This window comes from Desulfovibrio sp., assembly GCA_016208105.1.
Taxonomy (GTDB): domain Bacteria; phylum Desulfobacterota; class Desulfovibrionia; order Desulfovibrionales; family Desulfovibrionaceae; genus Fundidesulfovibrio.
Map to the genome: position 1 here is coordinate 149,374 of JACQYS010000013.1, position 16,163 is coordinate 165,536.

13 protein-coding genes are annotated in these 16,163 nt (G+C 62.1%); 8 read left to right on the forward strand and 5 right to left on the reverse strand.

Going from position 1 to position 16,163, the window contains the following annotated elements:
- Positions 1–17: 17 nt before the first annotated feature.
- Genes HY795_07890 through HY795_07910 form a run of 5 tightly spaced genes read right to left on the reverse strand, consistent with a single transcriptional unit; the run spans position 18 to position 5,590 of the window.
- Positions 18–704, reverse strand: coding sequence for a 3'-5' exonuclease (locus HY795_07890; protein MBI4805141.1), 687 nt, complete (start codon positions 702–704; stop codon positions 18–20).
- Positions 676–2,328: a CBS domain-containing protein gene (locus HY795_07895; protein MBI4805142.1), complete on the reverse strand. Its 1,653-nt coding sequence runs from the start codon at positions 2,326–2,328 to the stop codon at positions 676–678. Before HY795_07895 ends, HY795_07890 begins: the two co-directional genes overlap by 29 nt.
- Complete coding sequence (locus HY795_07900; protein ID MBI4805143.1) at positions 2,325–3,746, reverse strand: CBS domain-containing protein; 1,422 nt, start codon at positions 3,744–3,746, stop codon at positions 2,325–2,327. Before HY795_07900 ends, HY795_07895 begins: the two co-directional genes overlap by 4 nt.
- Positions 3,743–5,290, reverse strand: coding sequence for a cation/acetate symporter ActP (gene actP, locus HY795_07905; protein ID MBI4805144.1), 1,548 nt, complete (start codon positions 5,288–5,290; stop codon positions 3,743–3,745). Before actP ends, HY795_07900 begins: the two co-directional genes overlap by 4 nt.
- A 3-nt stretch (positions 5,291–5,293) precedes the next feature.
- Entirely contained in the window at positions 5,294–5,590 is a 297-nt protein-coding gene (locus HY795_07910) for a DUF485 domain-containing protein (GenBank protein MBI4805145.1), read from the reverse strand.
- A 379-nt stretch (positions 5,591–5,969) separates the two neighbouring features.
- Here HY795_07910 and HY795_07915 point away from each other — a divergent pair, with 379 nt between their 5' ends.
- From HY795_07915 to HY795_07950, 8 genes are all read left to right on the forward strand, one after another.
- Entirely contained in the window at positions 5,970–7,067 is a 1,098-nt protein-coding gene (locus tag HY795_07915; protein ID MBI4805146.1) for an AbrB family transcriptional regulator, read from the forward strand.
- A gap of 81 nt (positions 7,068–7,148) precedes the next feature.
- Complete coding sequence (locus tag HY795_07920; protein MBI4805147.1) at positions 7,149–8,021, forward strand: response regulator transcription factor; 873 nt, start codon at positions 7,149–7,151, stop codon at positions 8,019–8,021.
- A gap of 138 nt (positions 8,022–8,159) precedes the next feature.
- Entirely contained in the window at positions 8,160–10,088 is a 1,929-nt protein-coding gene (gene acs, locus HY795_07925; GenBank protein ID MBI4805148.1) for an acetate--CoA ligase, read from the forward strand.
- A gap of 202 nt (positions 10,089–10,290) precedes the next feature.
- Complete coding sequence (locus HY795_07930; GenBank protein ID MBI4805149.1) at positions 10,291–11,241, forward strand: phosphotransferase; 951 nt, start codon at positions 10,291–10,293, stop codon at positions 11,239–11,241.
- A gap of 191 nt (positions 11,242–11,432) precedes the next feature.
- Positions 11,433–12,989, forward strand: coding sequence for a DASS family sodium-coupled anion symporter (locus tag HY795_07935; protein MBI4805150.1), 1,557 nt, complete (start codon positions 11,433–11,435; stop codon positions 12,987–12,989).
- A 74-nt stretch (positions 12,990–13,063) separates the two neighbouring features.
- Positions 13,064–14,821: an adenylyl-sulfate reductase subunit alpha gene (locus HY795_07940; protein ID MBI4805151.1), complete on the forward strand. Its 1,758-nt coding sequence runs from the start codon at positions 13,064–13,066 to the stop codon at positions 14,819–14,821.
- A 160-nt stretch (positions 14,822–14,981) separates the two neighbouring features.
- Positions 14,982–15,311 carry a 4Fe-4S binding protein gene (locus HY795_07945; protein ID MBI4805152.1) on the forward strand — a complete coding sequence of 110 codons (330 nt, stop codon included), beginning with the start codon at positions 14,982–14,984 and terminating at the stop codon, positions 15,309–15,311.
- Positions 15,312–15,426: 115 nt separating this feature from the next.
- Positions 15,427–16,113 (forward strand): Crp/Fnr family transcriptional regulator, encoded by a 687-nt coding sequence (locus HY795_07950; GenBank protein MBI4805153.1) that lies wholly within the window; start codon positions 15,427–15,429, stop codon positions 16,111–16,113.
- The last annotated feature ends 50 nt before the right edge of the window (positions 16,114–16,163 follow it).

Genomic DNA, 16,163 nt, shown 5'->3' on the forward strand with positions numbered 1-16,163 from the left:
TTTGACGGTGAGCGGTTTCAGAATGCTGGCTGCGGAGCTGCCCTGGGATTCGCCGACGGTGACGCCAGCCTGAGAACAGTCTCCAGCGTGGGATCCTCCCCCTGGCGGGACACCCTCAGAATTGAGAGAAACCGCTGCAGCACCTGGGCCGTTAGGAAAGCGTCCCCCAGAGCGTCGTGAGCCCCTTTTGGAGAGACGCCCAAAGCCCTGGCCACACTGTAGAGAGTGGCGTCTTTTAAGGGAAGCTCCTCCAGGAGTTGAGACCCCCTGCCCCCCCTGATGGCCATGTACAGCCCCAAAACATCCAGGCTGCGGTTCTTGGGTGCGGGCAATCCCAAACGTTTGGTCCACGAGCGCAGAAATGCCATATCCAGCTCCACGTGCCAGCCTGTGAGCACGGCCTCACCGCAGTATTCCAAAAATGCCGGGAGCGCTTCCTCGATGGGAGGCTTATCCTCAAGCTCCGCAGGGGTGAGTTGGTGGATTCGCACGCTTTCCCCGGATGGCCGGTTTCCCGTTGGCCTGACCAGGGCTTTGTAGGTGTCGCCCAGGTCGATGCGCCCGCCATGCATGCGCAGAGCCCCGAAAGACAATATGTCGTCCCGCGAGGGGTCAAGCCCGCCCATCTCCAGATCGAAGACAACGAATTCAGCCCGCCCCACTGGCGAGTCGCCGTTACGGCTGGACCATGGCCACCATTTCATCGTGCGCCCTCCCCGCCGCTTTTCTACACATGCGTTCCATCCCCCGCGCCAGGGGGCCCCGTCTCAGGGGCTCGCCCACCCACTGCCACGCCGTGAGGTATTCCAGAGCGAAGGCAAGCTCCGGTCCTGTCGGCCTCAACCGTTCAAGGGCCTGGGCACGCTCCACGCTCGAAATGCGGGTGATTCTGCTGCTCAGCGCCCAGCGACGGGCCGTGTCCACCAGGCATTCGGTCAGGCCCTTCCCGCACTCATCCGGCTTTTCCCGATTCACCAAACCAACCATGGTCCCCATATGGGCCCGGAGCGCCTCCCCCAGCCAGAGCTGGCCGTGTACCGGACGGAAGTCGAGATACGACGGGTCCTCAGGAGCATGTTGCAGCCAACCGTCCATACGCTCGCGCCACTGTGGCAAGGTACCCCTCCATTGGCGGCTTTCGGCCGAAGGCGATTGCGGTGCACCGGCCAGATTCATGATCTCGAAAGCTTCGGACAAAAACGCTCCGAGACGCTCAAACCACTGGTCCCCATCCGATGTTTCCTCGTGAACCACCGCGTTCCACAGGGGGCACAGGGCCGGGCCTTCCCGTCTGGCCGCCCTGCCCAAGAGTATCAGAGCGTATCCGGCCGGAGGCGGACCCAGTATCTCCTCGGCCAGTTGGCAGGCCCTAGCGGCCAGGGATTCGCGCAGGCCTCCGACAATACGCCCCAAACTGGACGCTCGCGCCCCCTCCCGTAGGAGCCCCAGCGCGAGCGGATCCAGCAGGGCGGCCACACCGGCCAGTTCCTCCACCGTCAGCGCCCCGGCGACCTTTGCGGCAAGAGCGGGTGGGGAACCAACTTGTTTCAGCAGCAGTTCCTGGGCCGAGAGAACCCCGGCCGGCATTCTGCCGGCCATAACCACCACGTGACGCAGATGGTGGCGGGTCATGGCCATGAGGGCGTCGAAGCAGGACGAAGCGGCATCCACGGACACCACCGGCGAAGTCATCACCTGCTCCACAGGCGTGTCCGGGGCCAGACCCTGCTCCACCGCCTTGGACCGGAAGTCCCGGTCCGTTATGACGCCGGAGGGACGCCCCTCGCGGCCGAGCACCACCACCGCGTCGCGGTTCGTGGCGCTCATGATCCGGGCTGCCTGCTGGATGGTGGTGCCGCATGACACAGGCTCGCCCACCCGCAGGGCCTCGCCCGCAGTGACCATGGCCAGGGGACGCCTGGCCAGCCAGGCCGGAATTTCCCGGACCAGGCCGGCCAATCCCAGTTCCAGCACCTTGTCCGTGAACCGTTCATCGAGAAAATCGAAGAGCTCCGGTCTCTCTTCCAGGGCTTGAGACACTCCCTGGGGAGGCAGCAGGTAGCAGACGCTGTCCTCCTCGGCATGGGCTTCCACGGCGGTCCAACCAAGTACAGCGCCCTCCCCGTATTCTTCGTCTCCAGCCTTCAAGAGCCCCTTTTTGACCACCAGCACGAACCCTTCGCCAGCTCCCCCAGGGCCCAGAACCTTGGTACCGCAAGGGAAGAACTCCAACCCCGCCTTCCTGGCCAGGGCCAAGAGCCTGGGCGGTTCCAGAAAGGACAACGGCGGCGACTCCCGCAGAAATTCGACAACGTCTTCGAGGATCATGTGAGCAGCCGCAGCGCGTATTTGTTGGATAAAATCGCCTGGAAACCGGCCACTGCCTTGAAACACTCCTTGAGCCGCGACCGTTCCATGCGCGACATCCGGTCCAGATACACCATACTGTCCGGCTCGCGGCCCTCGGCCAAAGCCTCGGCCTGGAAGCGCAGCCTGAGTTCCTGCATGAACTCCATGGACTGGGTGAGATCTCCTGCCGTTTCCCCTGAGAGAACCCCCGCCGCTGCCGCACCCAAGAGCCGGGAAGCCGTATCCGTGCGCTCCATGCCGAACTCCAGGGCCAGCACCCGCGCTCCCTGGGTCAGGGGGAAAATACCGCCCCGTTTTATGTCCAGTCCCTCGCGGCCCAGATCGGTTTTCTCAGTGGACAAGGTACCGAAAATCGAAATCGGCGGTTCGAACCGCACAGCTTCTCGCGCCATGTAGCGAAGCGAGCGGGGATTTTCCCGCACAGCGTGGATAACTGCTTGGCGCAATCCATCAGAGAGACTTTTTTCCCCGAACACATGGCGCAGGTCGGCAAGGAGTGACAAGGCCAGAACAGCATCCGGGCCGATATCCCTGCCCAGGGTGGCCAGACGGTTTTCCCACCCGGCCAGGGTCATGCGCCACGATGCATGGTCGGCAGTGACTCCGTGCGGACAAGGCGGCAACCCGGCCTGGTTCAGGATGGCCATCAGGCGCAATGCGAAAGACTCGGCCAGATGGATGTCGGCATTTTCCCCCAGTACCAGGGCGTTGTCCTGGTCCGTGGCCAAAAACTGCTCGCGGCGGCCTTCGCTGCCGAGAACCAACAAGGCCATCATCCCGGGATCCGGCCCGCCCAAAAGGGCCAGCTCCGCAGCGCGCACGAAGAGTTGGTCGCGTACCGCGGCAGCCAGGGCTCCGGCGCGGGACACGTCTGCTCCCTGTTTGAGCCACAGGGGAAGCAAATCGCCAAGGCCGGCATAGGCCCTGGCCAGAGACTCGCCGTCCGAGGCGTTGGAAATGGCCACGGAAAGGGCCACCGGGCTTTCGAGCCTGGCGGCCATGAGGTCCCGCTCCGTGAGCATGGCCTTGGTCCGCCCCTCCCGATCCGTCACCGCGAGGCGGCGGATGGAGTGGCGGATCATGGCCAGAAACGCCTCCGAGACCAGCTCCTCCTCGGACACGCTCACCACCCCCCGGCTCATCAGTTCCGAAGCCGGGCAATAGAGGGCTCGCCCATCGGCCACAGCTCCGACGATGTCCCGTTCCGTAAGGATTCCGGCCACGCTCTCAGGCGAACCAACAAGGCAGGCCGTGGCGCTGGCGGCGCGCATGGCGCGCGCCGCCTCCACCACAGTGGTCAGTTCATCCACGAAGACGGGCTTCTTCAGGGTGAGGCTACCCACCCTGAGGCCCAAAAAACCATCTTCGCTTGTCATTCCACGCCCACCCCCAGGTAGTTGCGGATTTTCTGATCCTCATAGCGCTCGCTGGCATCGGCCTCAGGCGCGAGGAGCGAACCCAGCCAACCGGCAATGAAAGCCGCGGGCATGGAGATGAGGGCCGGGTTCTTCCAGGGGAAGATGGCCTGCTTGAAGCCCAACACGTCCACCCACACAGTGGGGGAGATGACGATGAGCCCCACGGCCAGCACGGAACCGGTCACGATTGCGGCGGTAGCGCCGGTTGTGGACATGCCGCGCCACAGAATGGACATGAGAAGAGCCGGAAAGTTGCCGCTGGCCGCGATGGCAAAGGCCAGGCCCACCATGAAGGCCACGTTCTGGCCCTTGAAAGCGATGCCCAATCCCATTGCCACCAGACCCAGCACCAGGGTGGCGCGCTTGGCCATCTTCACTTCCTCTTCCTCGGTGGTCTTACCCGACCTGAACACGTTCACGTACAGGTCATGCGAGAAGGTGGCCGCCCCGGCCAGAGTAAGCCCGGCCACCACGGCCAGGATGGTGGCGAAGGCCACGGCCGCGATGAAGCCAAGGAACATGGTGCCACCGGTCACTTCGGCCAGAAGCAGGGCCGACATGTTGCCACCCTTGTCGAACTTGGTGATCACGTCCTGACCCACCAACACCATGGCCCCAAAGCCGATGATGAAGGTCAGGATGTAGAAGTAGGAGATGAAGCCCGTAGCGTAGAGCACGCTTTTTCTGGCCTGCTCGGCGTCGGGCACGGTGTAGAAACGCATGAGGATGTGGGGCAGCCCGGCTGTGCCGAACATCAAGGCGATGCCAAGGCTCAGGGCGTCCCAGGGGTTGGAGACCAGCCCGCCGGGTTCAAGAACCTTCTGGCCGTATTTGGCGGCCGCAGCGGAGAAAAGTTCAGCGGGGTTGAAGCCAAACTTGGCCAACACCAAACCCACCATAACTGAAGCCCCGCCCAAGAGCAGAACGGCCTTTATTATTTGCACCCAGGTGGTGGCCAGCATGCCACCAAAGAGCACATACAGGATCATCACCGCGCCCACGATTCCCACCGCCAGCTCGTAAGGCAGGCCGAACATCAGGTTTACCAGGGAGCCCGATCCCACCATCTGCGCAATCAGGTAGAAGCACACCGTCATGAGCGAACCGCAGGAGGCCGCGATGCGGATGGGCTTCTGCTTGAGGCGGTAGGCCACCACGTCCGCAAAGGTGTACTTGCCAAGGTTGCGGAGGGGCTCTGCGATGAGAAACATGATGAGCGGCCAACCCACCAGAAAGCCGATGGAGTAGATGAGCCCGTCGTAGCCCTTGAGGGCCACCAGTCCGGCAATTCCCAGGAACGACGCCGCGGACATGTAGTCCCCGGCCAGGGCCAGGCCGTTCTGGAAACCAGTGACCGAGCGGCCGGCGGCATAGAAGTCCGAAGCGGTCTTGGACTTTTTGGCCGCAAAATAGGTGATTACCAAGGTGGCGGCCACGAACACGAAGAAAAAGATTATGGAAAGGGCGTTTGGCTGCCCGATGGTGGAAGTAAATGTATTCATTGCCTACCTCTTCATGTGGTCGATGATGTCTTTCACGGTTTTGTCGTAGGTGGTGTTGGCCCAGCGCACGTAAATCCCTGTGAGCACGCAGGCCGAGAGAATGACTCCCAGGCCGATGGGGATGCCTAACGTCATGTGCTCGCCGATTTTTTGGGACAGGATATTCTTGTTGAATGCCAGTACCAAAATGAATCCGTAGTAAATGACCAGCATGAGCGCTGAAAGGGAAAGGGAAACAGACCACTTACTGCGCACGAGGCCTTGGAATTTCTCGTTGTCGATCTTGTGATGGTTACTCATGGGGATTCTCCTTATTCACGTTTCGCGGTCAGACCCGGCATGCTTTCGGGCCGTCCGCGATTTCTATGTAAAGCAGGAGAAAATAAAAAAAAGGTGTGTTTCGGTTAGTGGTTGGGATCAAATGTGTGGACGGTGAACGGTTCGAGGAAGCGCTGGTGAACGGCGGGAAAAGGAGCCGTTCACCGGGAAAGAAACGCCGTTTATCGGCTAAGCGCATGAATCCTGGCTACTTGGTTCTTTCCACCCGCGTATCGAACTCGCCGGATGGGCCCTTGCCATCCCCGGCTTGCGCCCGGTATGTTTGAGTCCAGCTCAACTTCAACTCCGCTCGCCCATCCCACGCGGCGGCCGGCCCGCAGGTCCCCCTGGAACAACGGCAATGTCCTTTTCGAAACTCGCCCTGCAATGGGCGGCGCTCATTTTCTTCTCTTTATCCCTGTCCTGGGTCCTGACCTGGGCTGAATTCCCCGCCGCGCTGCTGCTTGGCCCCATGCTCTGCGGCGTTGCCGTCGGGCTTCGCGGGGCCTCCATACGTCTCCCGCGCTGGGCCTTCACCGGCGCCCAGGCGGTCATCGGCTGCCAGGTTGCCCAGGCCATCACTGTCTCCATCCTCCTGTCCATCGCCCACGGCTGGCTGGTGATGCTCGCGGTGGTGGGCACCACCATCGCTGCCGGAGGCGTGGTCGGCTGGGTGTTGACTCGATACGGCGCCCTGCCGGGCAACACTGCCGCCTGGGGCTCCTCGCCCGGAGGAGCAGCCGCCATGACGGCCATGTCCGAGGAATACGGGGCGGACGCCCGGCTCGTGGCCTTCATGCAGTATCTGCGGGTGTTCATCGTGGTTCTGACCGCCTCGGCCGTCTCCCGGGTTTTGATCGGTTCCCAGCCCACGGCCGCAGGATCGCCCGCTCCCTTGATCGATCTGGGCTTGAACGCCCCGCTCCTTCCCGTGCTCGAAACTCTGGCCGTCATACTTGCCGGGCCCCTGATCGGTCTCAAGTTGCGGATTCCTGCAGGGGCCATGCTTGTCCCTCTGGTGATGGGCAGCATCCTCAACAGTTCCGGCACTGTTTCCATCAACGTGCCGCACTGGCTGTCCGGATCGGCTTACGCTTGCCTGGGCTGGTACATTGGCCTGCGTTTCACCAGAGGCGTGGTCCTGCATGTGTACCGGGCCATCCCCCAGCTTCTGCTCTCGACGTTTTTGCTCATCGGCCTTTGCTGTATTTCCGCCCTGGCTCTCAACCATCTTCTTGGCATAAGCGGACTTACCGCCTACTTGGCCACCAGCCCAGGCGGCCTGGATTCCATCGCCATCATCGCCATGGGCAGCGACTCGGACGCGGCTTTCGTGCTGTCCATGCAGACTCTCAGGCTTTTCGCGGTCATCCTCACCGGACCTTACATCGCCAGGCTGGTCTGCCGTTTCGCCGCGCCCTGCGAAAAACCAGGCCCTGCTGACGGCAAAAAAATCTGATCTCAGCTCCTTTCCTGCCGCTCCGCCCTTGCCCGCCCCCTGGTTTCCCGCTAACTAGGGCGAAATCTTGGAGCCTTGTCCATGTCGCAGGTAAAAACCCTCATCGTCCATGCCGACCCCGCCGTGCGCGCCGGACTGCGCCAGCTTTTGTCCGGCATGGATTCCCTGCGCGTATTGGGAGCGGCGGCCACCGCTTTCGAAGCCCTTGAGATGCTCGAGGCCATCCCCTACGGTGTTTTCTTCCTGAGTCCGGACCTGCCAGGCCCCACGTCCGGCATGGAGCTTGCCCAGATTCTCTCCGGACGCCGCCAGCGCCCGGCCCTGGTCTTCGTGGCCCCGGACGAATCCCAGGCCTACAAGGCCTTCGAGCTGGGGGCTATCGACTATCTCATTTGGCCAGTGTCCTCCCAGCGATTGGACACCACCCTCTCCAGGCTCAAAGGGCTCTCTTCCGGTTTCAAGCAGGCCCAGCCAGCCGGCGCCTGGGTGGAGGAACGTTCAGCCGCGGCCGAGGACGAGCAGCAGACCCTCTCGCTGCCCATCGAGGACGAGGAGGAGGGCCCCTTCTTCTCGGCTCTGAAGCAGGCCTGGGACTTGAACCAGAAGAAAAAGCCCCTGGACATCGAAAAGCTGCCCATCACCCTGGACGGGCGCACCCTGCTTCTGCCCTACCCGCAGATTCTCTTCGTGGAAGCCTACGAGGACTATTCCTTCGTGCACACGGCCCAGCAAAAATACCTCACTTCCTATCGCCTGAAGAACCTGGAGGAGCGTCTTGGACCGCATGGTTTCTTCCGGGTCCACCGCAAGTTCCTGGTGAACCTGGAGGCCGTGACCGAGATCGCCAGCCTGCCCGGGGGCCAGTTCATGCTGCGCACCCAGGGCAAGACCAGGATCGAGCTGCCAATCAGCAGAAGAAGGATCGGCGAGTTAAAACAGGTGCTGGGTTTATGAGAAGAGTGAACACTGAGGGGCTCCGCCCCCCATCCCAGCCAGGGCTCCGCCCTGGATCCGCCGGGGGAAATGATTTCCCCCGGACCCCCTCGATAGCGCTCAAGATGATGCTGTCAGGAGAACGCGCAGGAGTGATTCATGGAAACCGGCCTCGTCGATAGCCTTCTGCGGGAAGAACGGGTCTTCCGCCCCCTGCCCCAGGTGGTGCGCGAGGCCAACATGGGCCAGCCCGAACTCAAGGCGGCCCAGAAGCTCGCGGACGCGGACTATCGTCTTTTCTGGGAAGAACAGGCTGCGGACCTCGACTGGTTCGAAAAATGGGACCAGGTTCTGGATGATTCCACTCCCCCCTTCTACAAGTGGTTTCTGGGCGGCAAGTGCAACCTGGTCCACAACGCCCTGGACCGCCACATCTTAACAGCCAACAAGAACAAGCTGGCCATCATCTGGGAAGGCGAATCCGGCGAGTGCCGCAAATACACCTATTACGAACTGTACCGGGAGGTATGCCGTTTCGCCAACGCGCTCAGGGCCATGGGCGTGGGCAAGGGCGACCGAATCCTCATTTACCTGCCCCCGCTGCCGGAAACCATCATCTCCATGCTGGCCGCGGCCAAAATAGGCGCGATACAAACCCTGGTCTTCGCCGGGCACTCGGCCAGGTCGCTTCGCGAGCGGGTGGAAGGCTGCCTCCCCAAAATCATCGTCACGGCAGACGGATTCTACCGCAACGGACGGGTGATCAACTTAAAATCCGTGGTGGACGAAGCCCTGTTCGGCCAGGGCTGCGACTGCGTGCAGAGCGTCATCGTGGTGCACCGGGCCGGCGTGGAACTGGACATGGTGGAGCCGCGCGACCTGCGCTACGAAGACCTGCTCCGCCAGGAGCGTCCCCAGTCACCCACCGAGGTCATGGACGCCGAGGATCCGCTGTTTCTTCTCTATACGTCCGGAGCCACGGGCAAGCCCAAGGGGCTTTTGCACACCCACGGCGGCTACATGGTGGGCGTGCACTCCACTTACCGCTGGGTCATGGACGTCAAACCCACCGATCTTTACCTGTGCACTGCCGACCCTGGCTGGATCACTGGCCACAGTTATGTGGTTTTCGGCCCGCTCATGGCCGGAACAACCGTGGTGCTCTACGAGGGCCATCCGCTTTACCCTCAGGCCGACCGGCTCTGGGCTATCGTTGCCCGCTACGGCGTGACCATCCTCTACACCACGCCCACGCTCATACGCATGCTCATGCGCTACGGCGGCCAGTATCCCAAGAAACACGACCTCTCCTCCCTGCGCCTTCTGGGCAGCGTGGGCGAGCCCATCGGGCCCGAACCCTGGGTGTGGTTCCACAAATACATCGGGCGTAGCGAATGCCCGCTGTTGGACACCTGGTGGCAGACCGAGACCGGCATGTTCATGGTGTCGCCGCTGCCCATATCCCTCTTGAAGCCCGGTTCGGCCGGTCGGCCGCTGCCCGGCGTGGACGTGGACGTGGTGGACCGCAACGGCAACCAGGCCGGACCCGACAAGGGCGGCTTCGTGGTGGTGCGCAAACCCTGGCCCGCCATGGCCCGCACCTTGTGGAACGACGACGAGGGATACAAGAAAGCCTACTGGGAAAAGATACCTGGCTTTTATTTCGCGGGAGACGTGGCCCGCAAGGACGAGGACGGCTACTTCTGGTTCCAGGGCCGGGCCGACGACGTGTTGAACATCGGCGGGCACCGCATCGGTCCGGCCGAAGTGGAGGCGGCGCTCGTGGCCCACAAGGCCGTGGCCGAGGCAGCGGTGATCGGCGTGCCAGACCCCATAAAGGGCGAGGCCGCCAAGTGCTTCGTGGTGCGCCGGGAAGGATGGGAGAAGGATTTCGACAGCGAGGACGAACTCATCAAGGCCCTCACCAGCCACGTGAAGCGTGAACTCGGTCCCTTCGTGTCCATCAAGGCCATCGCCTTCCGCGACAACCTGCCCCACACCAAGAGCGGCAAGATTCTGCGCAGGCTCCTGAAAGCCGAAGAAACCGGGGCCGCCCCTGGCGACTTGTCCACGCTGGAAGAGGAATAATCCCCTTCTTGCCCGGCACTGTTCCCAATACTGCTCGCCCGCGCCTTTTGGCTGCACGCGGCTACCCTCCCAAAGCGTGCTCCTTCGACTTACCGGGTTCCTCCTCAACGCAAGGGATTCCAAAGGGGCTTGCCCCTTTGGCCGCCGGAGGCCTTCTCCACCCAGCCCTGCCATCACCGGCAACCATGGTTCGTCCCCGTCCATGACGCCCCTTGCTGACCTCCTCTCCAACTGGGGAGTTCTGTTCGCCCGCCTTCGGCCTGATCTTGCCATTCCGGGCAGCCCGGAGCGGTGCCTCGTGCGCCACGTGGTCGAGGATGTGAGCGGCACTCTCTGGCTGTTGGAGCAGCTCGGGCCGGGGCAGGCCATACGGCGAGAGGCACTCGGGAAGCTTCTCGACGAACTGGCCGGGCTCGGCCTGCACGGTCTGGCGCCCTACCGACGCGTCGACGCCAGCTCTGGGACCGGGGCCAACAGAGACGCCGGTGGTGGCCCCTTCGTCTTGAGAGATTGGGGGGGCTGCTGGCAGCTTTCCCCGTTCATACTGTGCGAGCCTTTGATCCAGCCGGACTATTTGGATGACAGCGCCAAAGGTGAATCGCTGGGCGCGTGGATGTCGGACCTCCGGAATTCGTCCACCAGCCTGCCTGTGCCTGACAACCTCTTCCCTCTTGATCTTCCAAGCTTCGTGACTGACCTTTTGACCCGCATGGCCCGCGCCCGTCCGGATGTCCACGCACGAGTGTCCCGGATGGTGTCCACGCTAACGGGATTCTTCGAGGCGTATGCGGAATTGCCCCGCGCCCTGTGCCACGGCGACGTGCACCCCCTGAATGTGATCTGGAAAGAGTCCGGCATCTTGGCCGTGATCGACTGGGAGTTCGCGGGGATGCGCCCGGAGATCTACGATCTGGCCAACTGCCTGGGTTGCCTGGGCATCGAGGGTGATGGCGGTTTCGACTCGCCTTTTGCCCAGAGCCTGCTCGGCCGTACTCTCCATGCAGGGCTCTATACTCCCGAATCCGCCAGCATGCTGATCCCGGCCATTCTGGCCACGCGATTTGGCTGGCTCTCGGAATGGCTGCGCCGAAAAGATGAAGAGATGATCGAACTGGAGCTTACGTTTATGGAGCATCTGGCGGATCACCCCTGAAAACACGGCCGTAAGATACAAATGGGATTCCAAAGGGACTTATCCCTTTGGCCGCCGGAGGCTTCTCTCAACAAAAACATAAAGCCCAAAAGTTTTCTCTCTTTATCGCCCCCACGATAGTCCCCTTTTCCTCCCCGGGCTAAAGCGCCACCATCCACGCCGCCGCAAGGCGGCCATCCAGGAGGTAGCGTATGGCCAACAGGTCGGACGATTCCGTCATCGAATGCAGGGGAGGCTTCGGGACCTACATCTCCGAAAACCTCACCCTGTGCGGGCAGAGCCCGCGCGTGACCTGGGCGGGCTATGCGGCAGCCTGGGGACTGTTCTTTCTCATCAACAACGTTCTCCCCCTTCCGGAAGGTCTCAAGCCCGAAGGCATGTCCGTGCTGGCCATCCTGGTCTGGGCCTGCGTCATGTGGGTCACGGAGGCCATGCCGGTTGGCATCGCGGGAATCTCCATTCCCACCCTCATCATCCTCACCCGCGCCATCCCCTGGAACGGCGACCGTCCCCCCATGGGACAAGCCTTCTCGGGATTCACCACCCATGAGGTCTGGCTGTGCCTGTTCGCCTTTTTCGCCGGGGCCATCATCCAGCTTTTGAAGATGGACAAACGCATCGCCCTGGCCATCCTGGACAAGATCAAGGCCTCCAACGTGGGTCGCATCATCTGGGGGATGTTCTGGGTGAACATCGTGCTGGCCTTCCTCATACCCGCGGCCAACGCCCGCGCCGCCACTGTGATGCCCGTGGTGCAGGGCATCACCAATCTCTTGGGTGATACACCACGCGAGCGCGAGGCCAAGAAAGCCATCGTCATCTCGTCCATGGTCTACGCCAGCATGATCTCGGGCCTGTTCATCCTCACCGGCCACATGCCCAACCTCATCATGACCGGCCTTTTCGAGAAGAGCGGGTTCAAGAATCTGGGATATTTCAATTGGATGCTGCTGCACGCACCGTATCTGGTCATGTTCGCCCTCACCCAGTGGTGGATGAGCTTCCACTTCAAGACCCGGGGAGTGGACATCGCCGGAGGCCACGAGCAGATCCACAGGCAGCACAAGGACCTGGGCCCCATGACCGGCCCCGAGTGGGCCATGCTGGCCGCTTTCTGCCTGGTGGGCGTGCTGTTCATGACAGGCAAGGGAAGCCCCCTCGTGCTGCACAACTACCAGCTTGGCATCGTGGGCCTCATCGGCATCATGATCCTCTTCATCCCCGGGCTCTTCCCCTTCAAATGGAAGGCTGTGCAGGACCGCACCATATGGGGCACCTTCCTGCTCCTGGGCGGAGCCATCTCCATGACTGACGCCATGAGCAAATCCGGCCTGGCCGGGTGGATGGCCGACCACATACACACCATGGTGACGGGAATGAACTGGTGGCAGACGCTTCTGGTGATGATGCTCGGCACCCAGGTGCTGCGCTTGGGAATGCTCTCCAACGTCGCGGCCGTGGCCATGCTAGCCCCAATCATGTTCGCCATGGCCCCAAAGGTGGGCCTGCACCCGGTGGCCTTCACCCTGCTCATCTGCAACGTGGATACCTTCGCGTACTTGTTGCCCACGCAGATAACCGCCGCTGTCATCGCCTACGGCACAGGCACCTTTACCACCGCTGACTATGCCCGGGTGGGATGGGTCTGCACGCTCCTGGCCATCGCTTTCGGAATATTGGTCATGGCCCCATGGTACGCCCTGTTCGGCCTGCCTGTCTGGAACCCGGGCGTTCCCTGGCCCTACTAGCCCAGATTATTTCCATGAAAGCGGCAATCGCCTGAAACAATAAGACTCCCCGATACGATACAGGAGGACACCCCATGCCCCGCATGACCCACAACCCCCAATCCCTGGACGCTATTGAAACCGTCCGGGTGGACTGCGACATCCTGATCATCGGCGGCGGCAACGCCGGCTGCTTCTCGGCCGTGGAGGCCGCCAAAGTGGACCCCAGCCTCAAAGTGGTGATCATGGAAAAGGCCCAGATCATGCGGTCCGGCGCATGCTCGGCCGGCATGGATGCGATAAACACCTACATTCCCGAGGGCAAAACCCCCGAAGACCTCGTCCGCTGGTGCCGCTCCCAGGTGGGCGGCGGCCCCATTCGCGAAGATCTGGCCCTGTCCAACGCCCAGGAGTTGAACGAATCCGTGGACGACCTGGAGCGCTGGGGCCTGCCCATCCTGCGCGATGAGAACGGCAAGATCCGCTACCGGGGCGCCTGGGACATCTCCATCCACGGCGAACAACTCAAGCCCATCATGGCCGAAAAGGCTCTGGAATCCGGGGCGGAAGTCTACAACCGGGTGGCCTGCACCCAGCTGCTCATGGACAAGGGCCGTTGCGTTGGCGCCCTGGGTTTCGGGGTGCGAGACGGCAAGTTTTACGTCTTCAATGCCAAAGCGACCATCAACGCCACGGGCGGCGCGGCCGGTCTCTACAAGAGCTACACCGCGGACGCCACGGACTGTCACCATCAGATTTGGATGTGCCCCTACTGCGTTGGAACCGGATACGCGGTGGGCATCCGCCAGGGCGCGGAGATGACCTCCATGGAGCAGCGCTGGGTGGCCACACGCACCAAGGATTTCTGCGGCCCGGTGGACACCATTTCTGTGGGCTACAAGGCACCCATCATAAATGCCAAGGGCGAGCGCATCATGCAGAGCCGCTATGCTCATTTGGGCGCGGACAAGGCCCCTCGCTACATCAGGGCCAACGCCCCCATGGAGGAGTGGCTGGCCGGGCGCGGGCCCACCTACTGCGACACCCGGGGCATGGACCCCAAGCTGGCCGAGCAGATGATGACCGACTATCTGAACGAGCGGCCGAGTTTCGTGCTGTTTTTGGCAAGCCGGGGCCAGGATCCCACCAAGGAACCCATCGAGATCTACGGTTCCGATCCCTACATCGTGGGCGGGCACACCCAGTCCGGCTTCTGGGTTGACCTGTGCCGCATGACCACAGTTCCGGGCCTGTTCGCCGCGGGTGAAACCGCCGGGGGAAATCCCAACAAGTTCGTGGGCGGATGCGCCGCCGAGGGCAAGCTCGCGCTTCGGGGCGCGGCTTCCTACATCATGGACCTCGTTCTTCCCGAACCGGACCCGGCCCAGGTAGCGGCTGAAAAAGCCCGCGTGTTCGAACCGCTACTGCGCGGTGCAGATTTCGACGGTCTACTCGCCCTGGAGATGGAAGAGCGCCTGCAGCGCCTCATGGACGAATACGCGGGCGGCACGAGCCAGTTCTACCGCACCAACGAGGAGCGCCTGGACTATGCTCTGAAGCACATCGCCATGCTGAAAGACCAGGCGAAATACCTGAAGGCCTCGGACCTGCATGATCTCATGAGCGTGCATGAGGTCATCGACCGTCTGGACGTGGCCGAGGTGCTCTGCCACCATCTGAAGTTCCGCAAGGAAACACGCTGGCAGGGCTGGCAGACCCGCTCGGACTACCCTGAAGTCGATCCAACCTACGACTGCCATGTCGAGAGCAGAAAGAACCTGGCCACCGGAGAAATCGAGACCTTCACCCGCCCCTACGAACAGTTGGTTCCGGGCGACAGGTATAAGCCGTAGAGGCGGGGGCCAGCCCCCGCACACCCGCCAGGGGGATGATCCCCTTGGACCCTCAATATGCCGGGGTCCGGGGGAGGCATCTCCCCTCGGCTGGTGCAGGGCGGAGCCCTGCCGGGGGTTAGGGGCAGCGCCCCAACGAAAAAATATCAAGGAGGACACCATGCCACCTATCGTCGATCCCAAGAAATGCAACGGCTGCGAAGGCCGCGAGGAATCTTTCTGCGAGGAGGCCTGCCCGGGCGATCTCATGTATGTGGGCGCGGACGGCAAGTCCCACTGCCACGCCACCCGTGACTGCTGGGACTGCATGTCCTGCGTGAAGATGTGCCCGCGGAACGCCATAGAAACCCGCATTCCTTACCAACTGGGCTACCACAAGGCGCGGCTCACGCCCATCATGGGAAAAAACAGCATCACCTGGAAGTGCACGGACATAAAAGGCCAGACAGTGACCTACAAGTATCGTAACCGTTTGGACATCAAGGACTGAGCGGACATCCCTCGGCCGGGCGGGGAATTCCCCGCCTCGTTGCCTGGGCTGGAAACAGGCTTGACCTTGCCAGCTCCGGAACTATGTTGCGGGCATGGTTTCACATGGGAATCACATGGACTGGCACCTGATCAAGGGGGGCTTCTTTGACGGACTGGACCGCGAGTTCACCGCGTTTCGTGAACTCGCCGGGCGCAGGCGCTTGAAGAAAAACGAAATCATTTTCTTCGAAAACGACCTGTGTACGCGTTCATTCTATCTAGACGACGGCTCTGTGAAGATTTTCAGGGTTTCCCTTCACGGCAAGGAACCAACGTTCTTCATCCGCTCTCCGGGAGAAATGTTCGGCTTGGCCGAGGTGGTGGGTGGGGAGCGCCGTAAATGCTCCGCCCAGGCCATGTCCGACGGTGTTCTTCTGGAAATCGACCGGGACGACTTTTTGAAGCTCATGCTGCACCACCCCATGCTGGCCCGCCGGGTTATCGAAGTCCTGGGCAAACGCATCCGCTACTTAAGCGGCCAGCTTGAAAACCTCATGACGTGCGGTGTTTCTTCCAGGCTGTTGAGGCTCTTCCTCTGTCTCTCTCACGACGAGATCTCCCGGGCAAAGGGAGGCGCCGTGGATGTTCCGGTACGGCTCACCCAGGGCCAGTTAGCCTCCATGACCGGGTCCTGCCAACAAACTATCAGCGAAACGTTGACCGCCTTCGAGCAGAGAGGCCTCATTGCTGTGTCGCGCCAGCGCATACGGCTGCTCGACCCGAACGCTATCATGGCGGCCCTGGTGGAAACACAATCCTGACTCAAATGGTGGGGGTTTCCCCATGGTTTCGCTTCCCCGGTTCTGCTAAA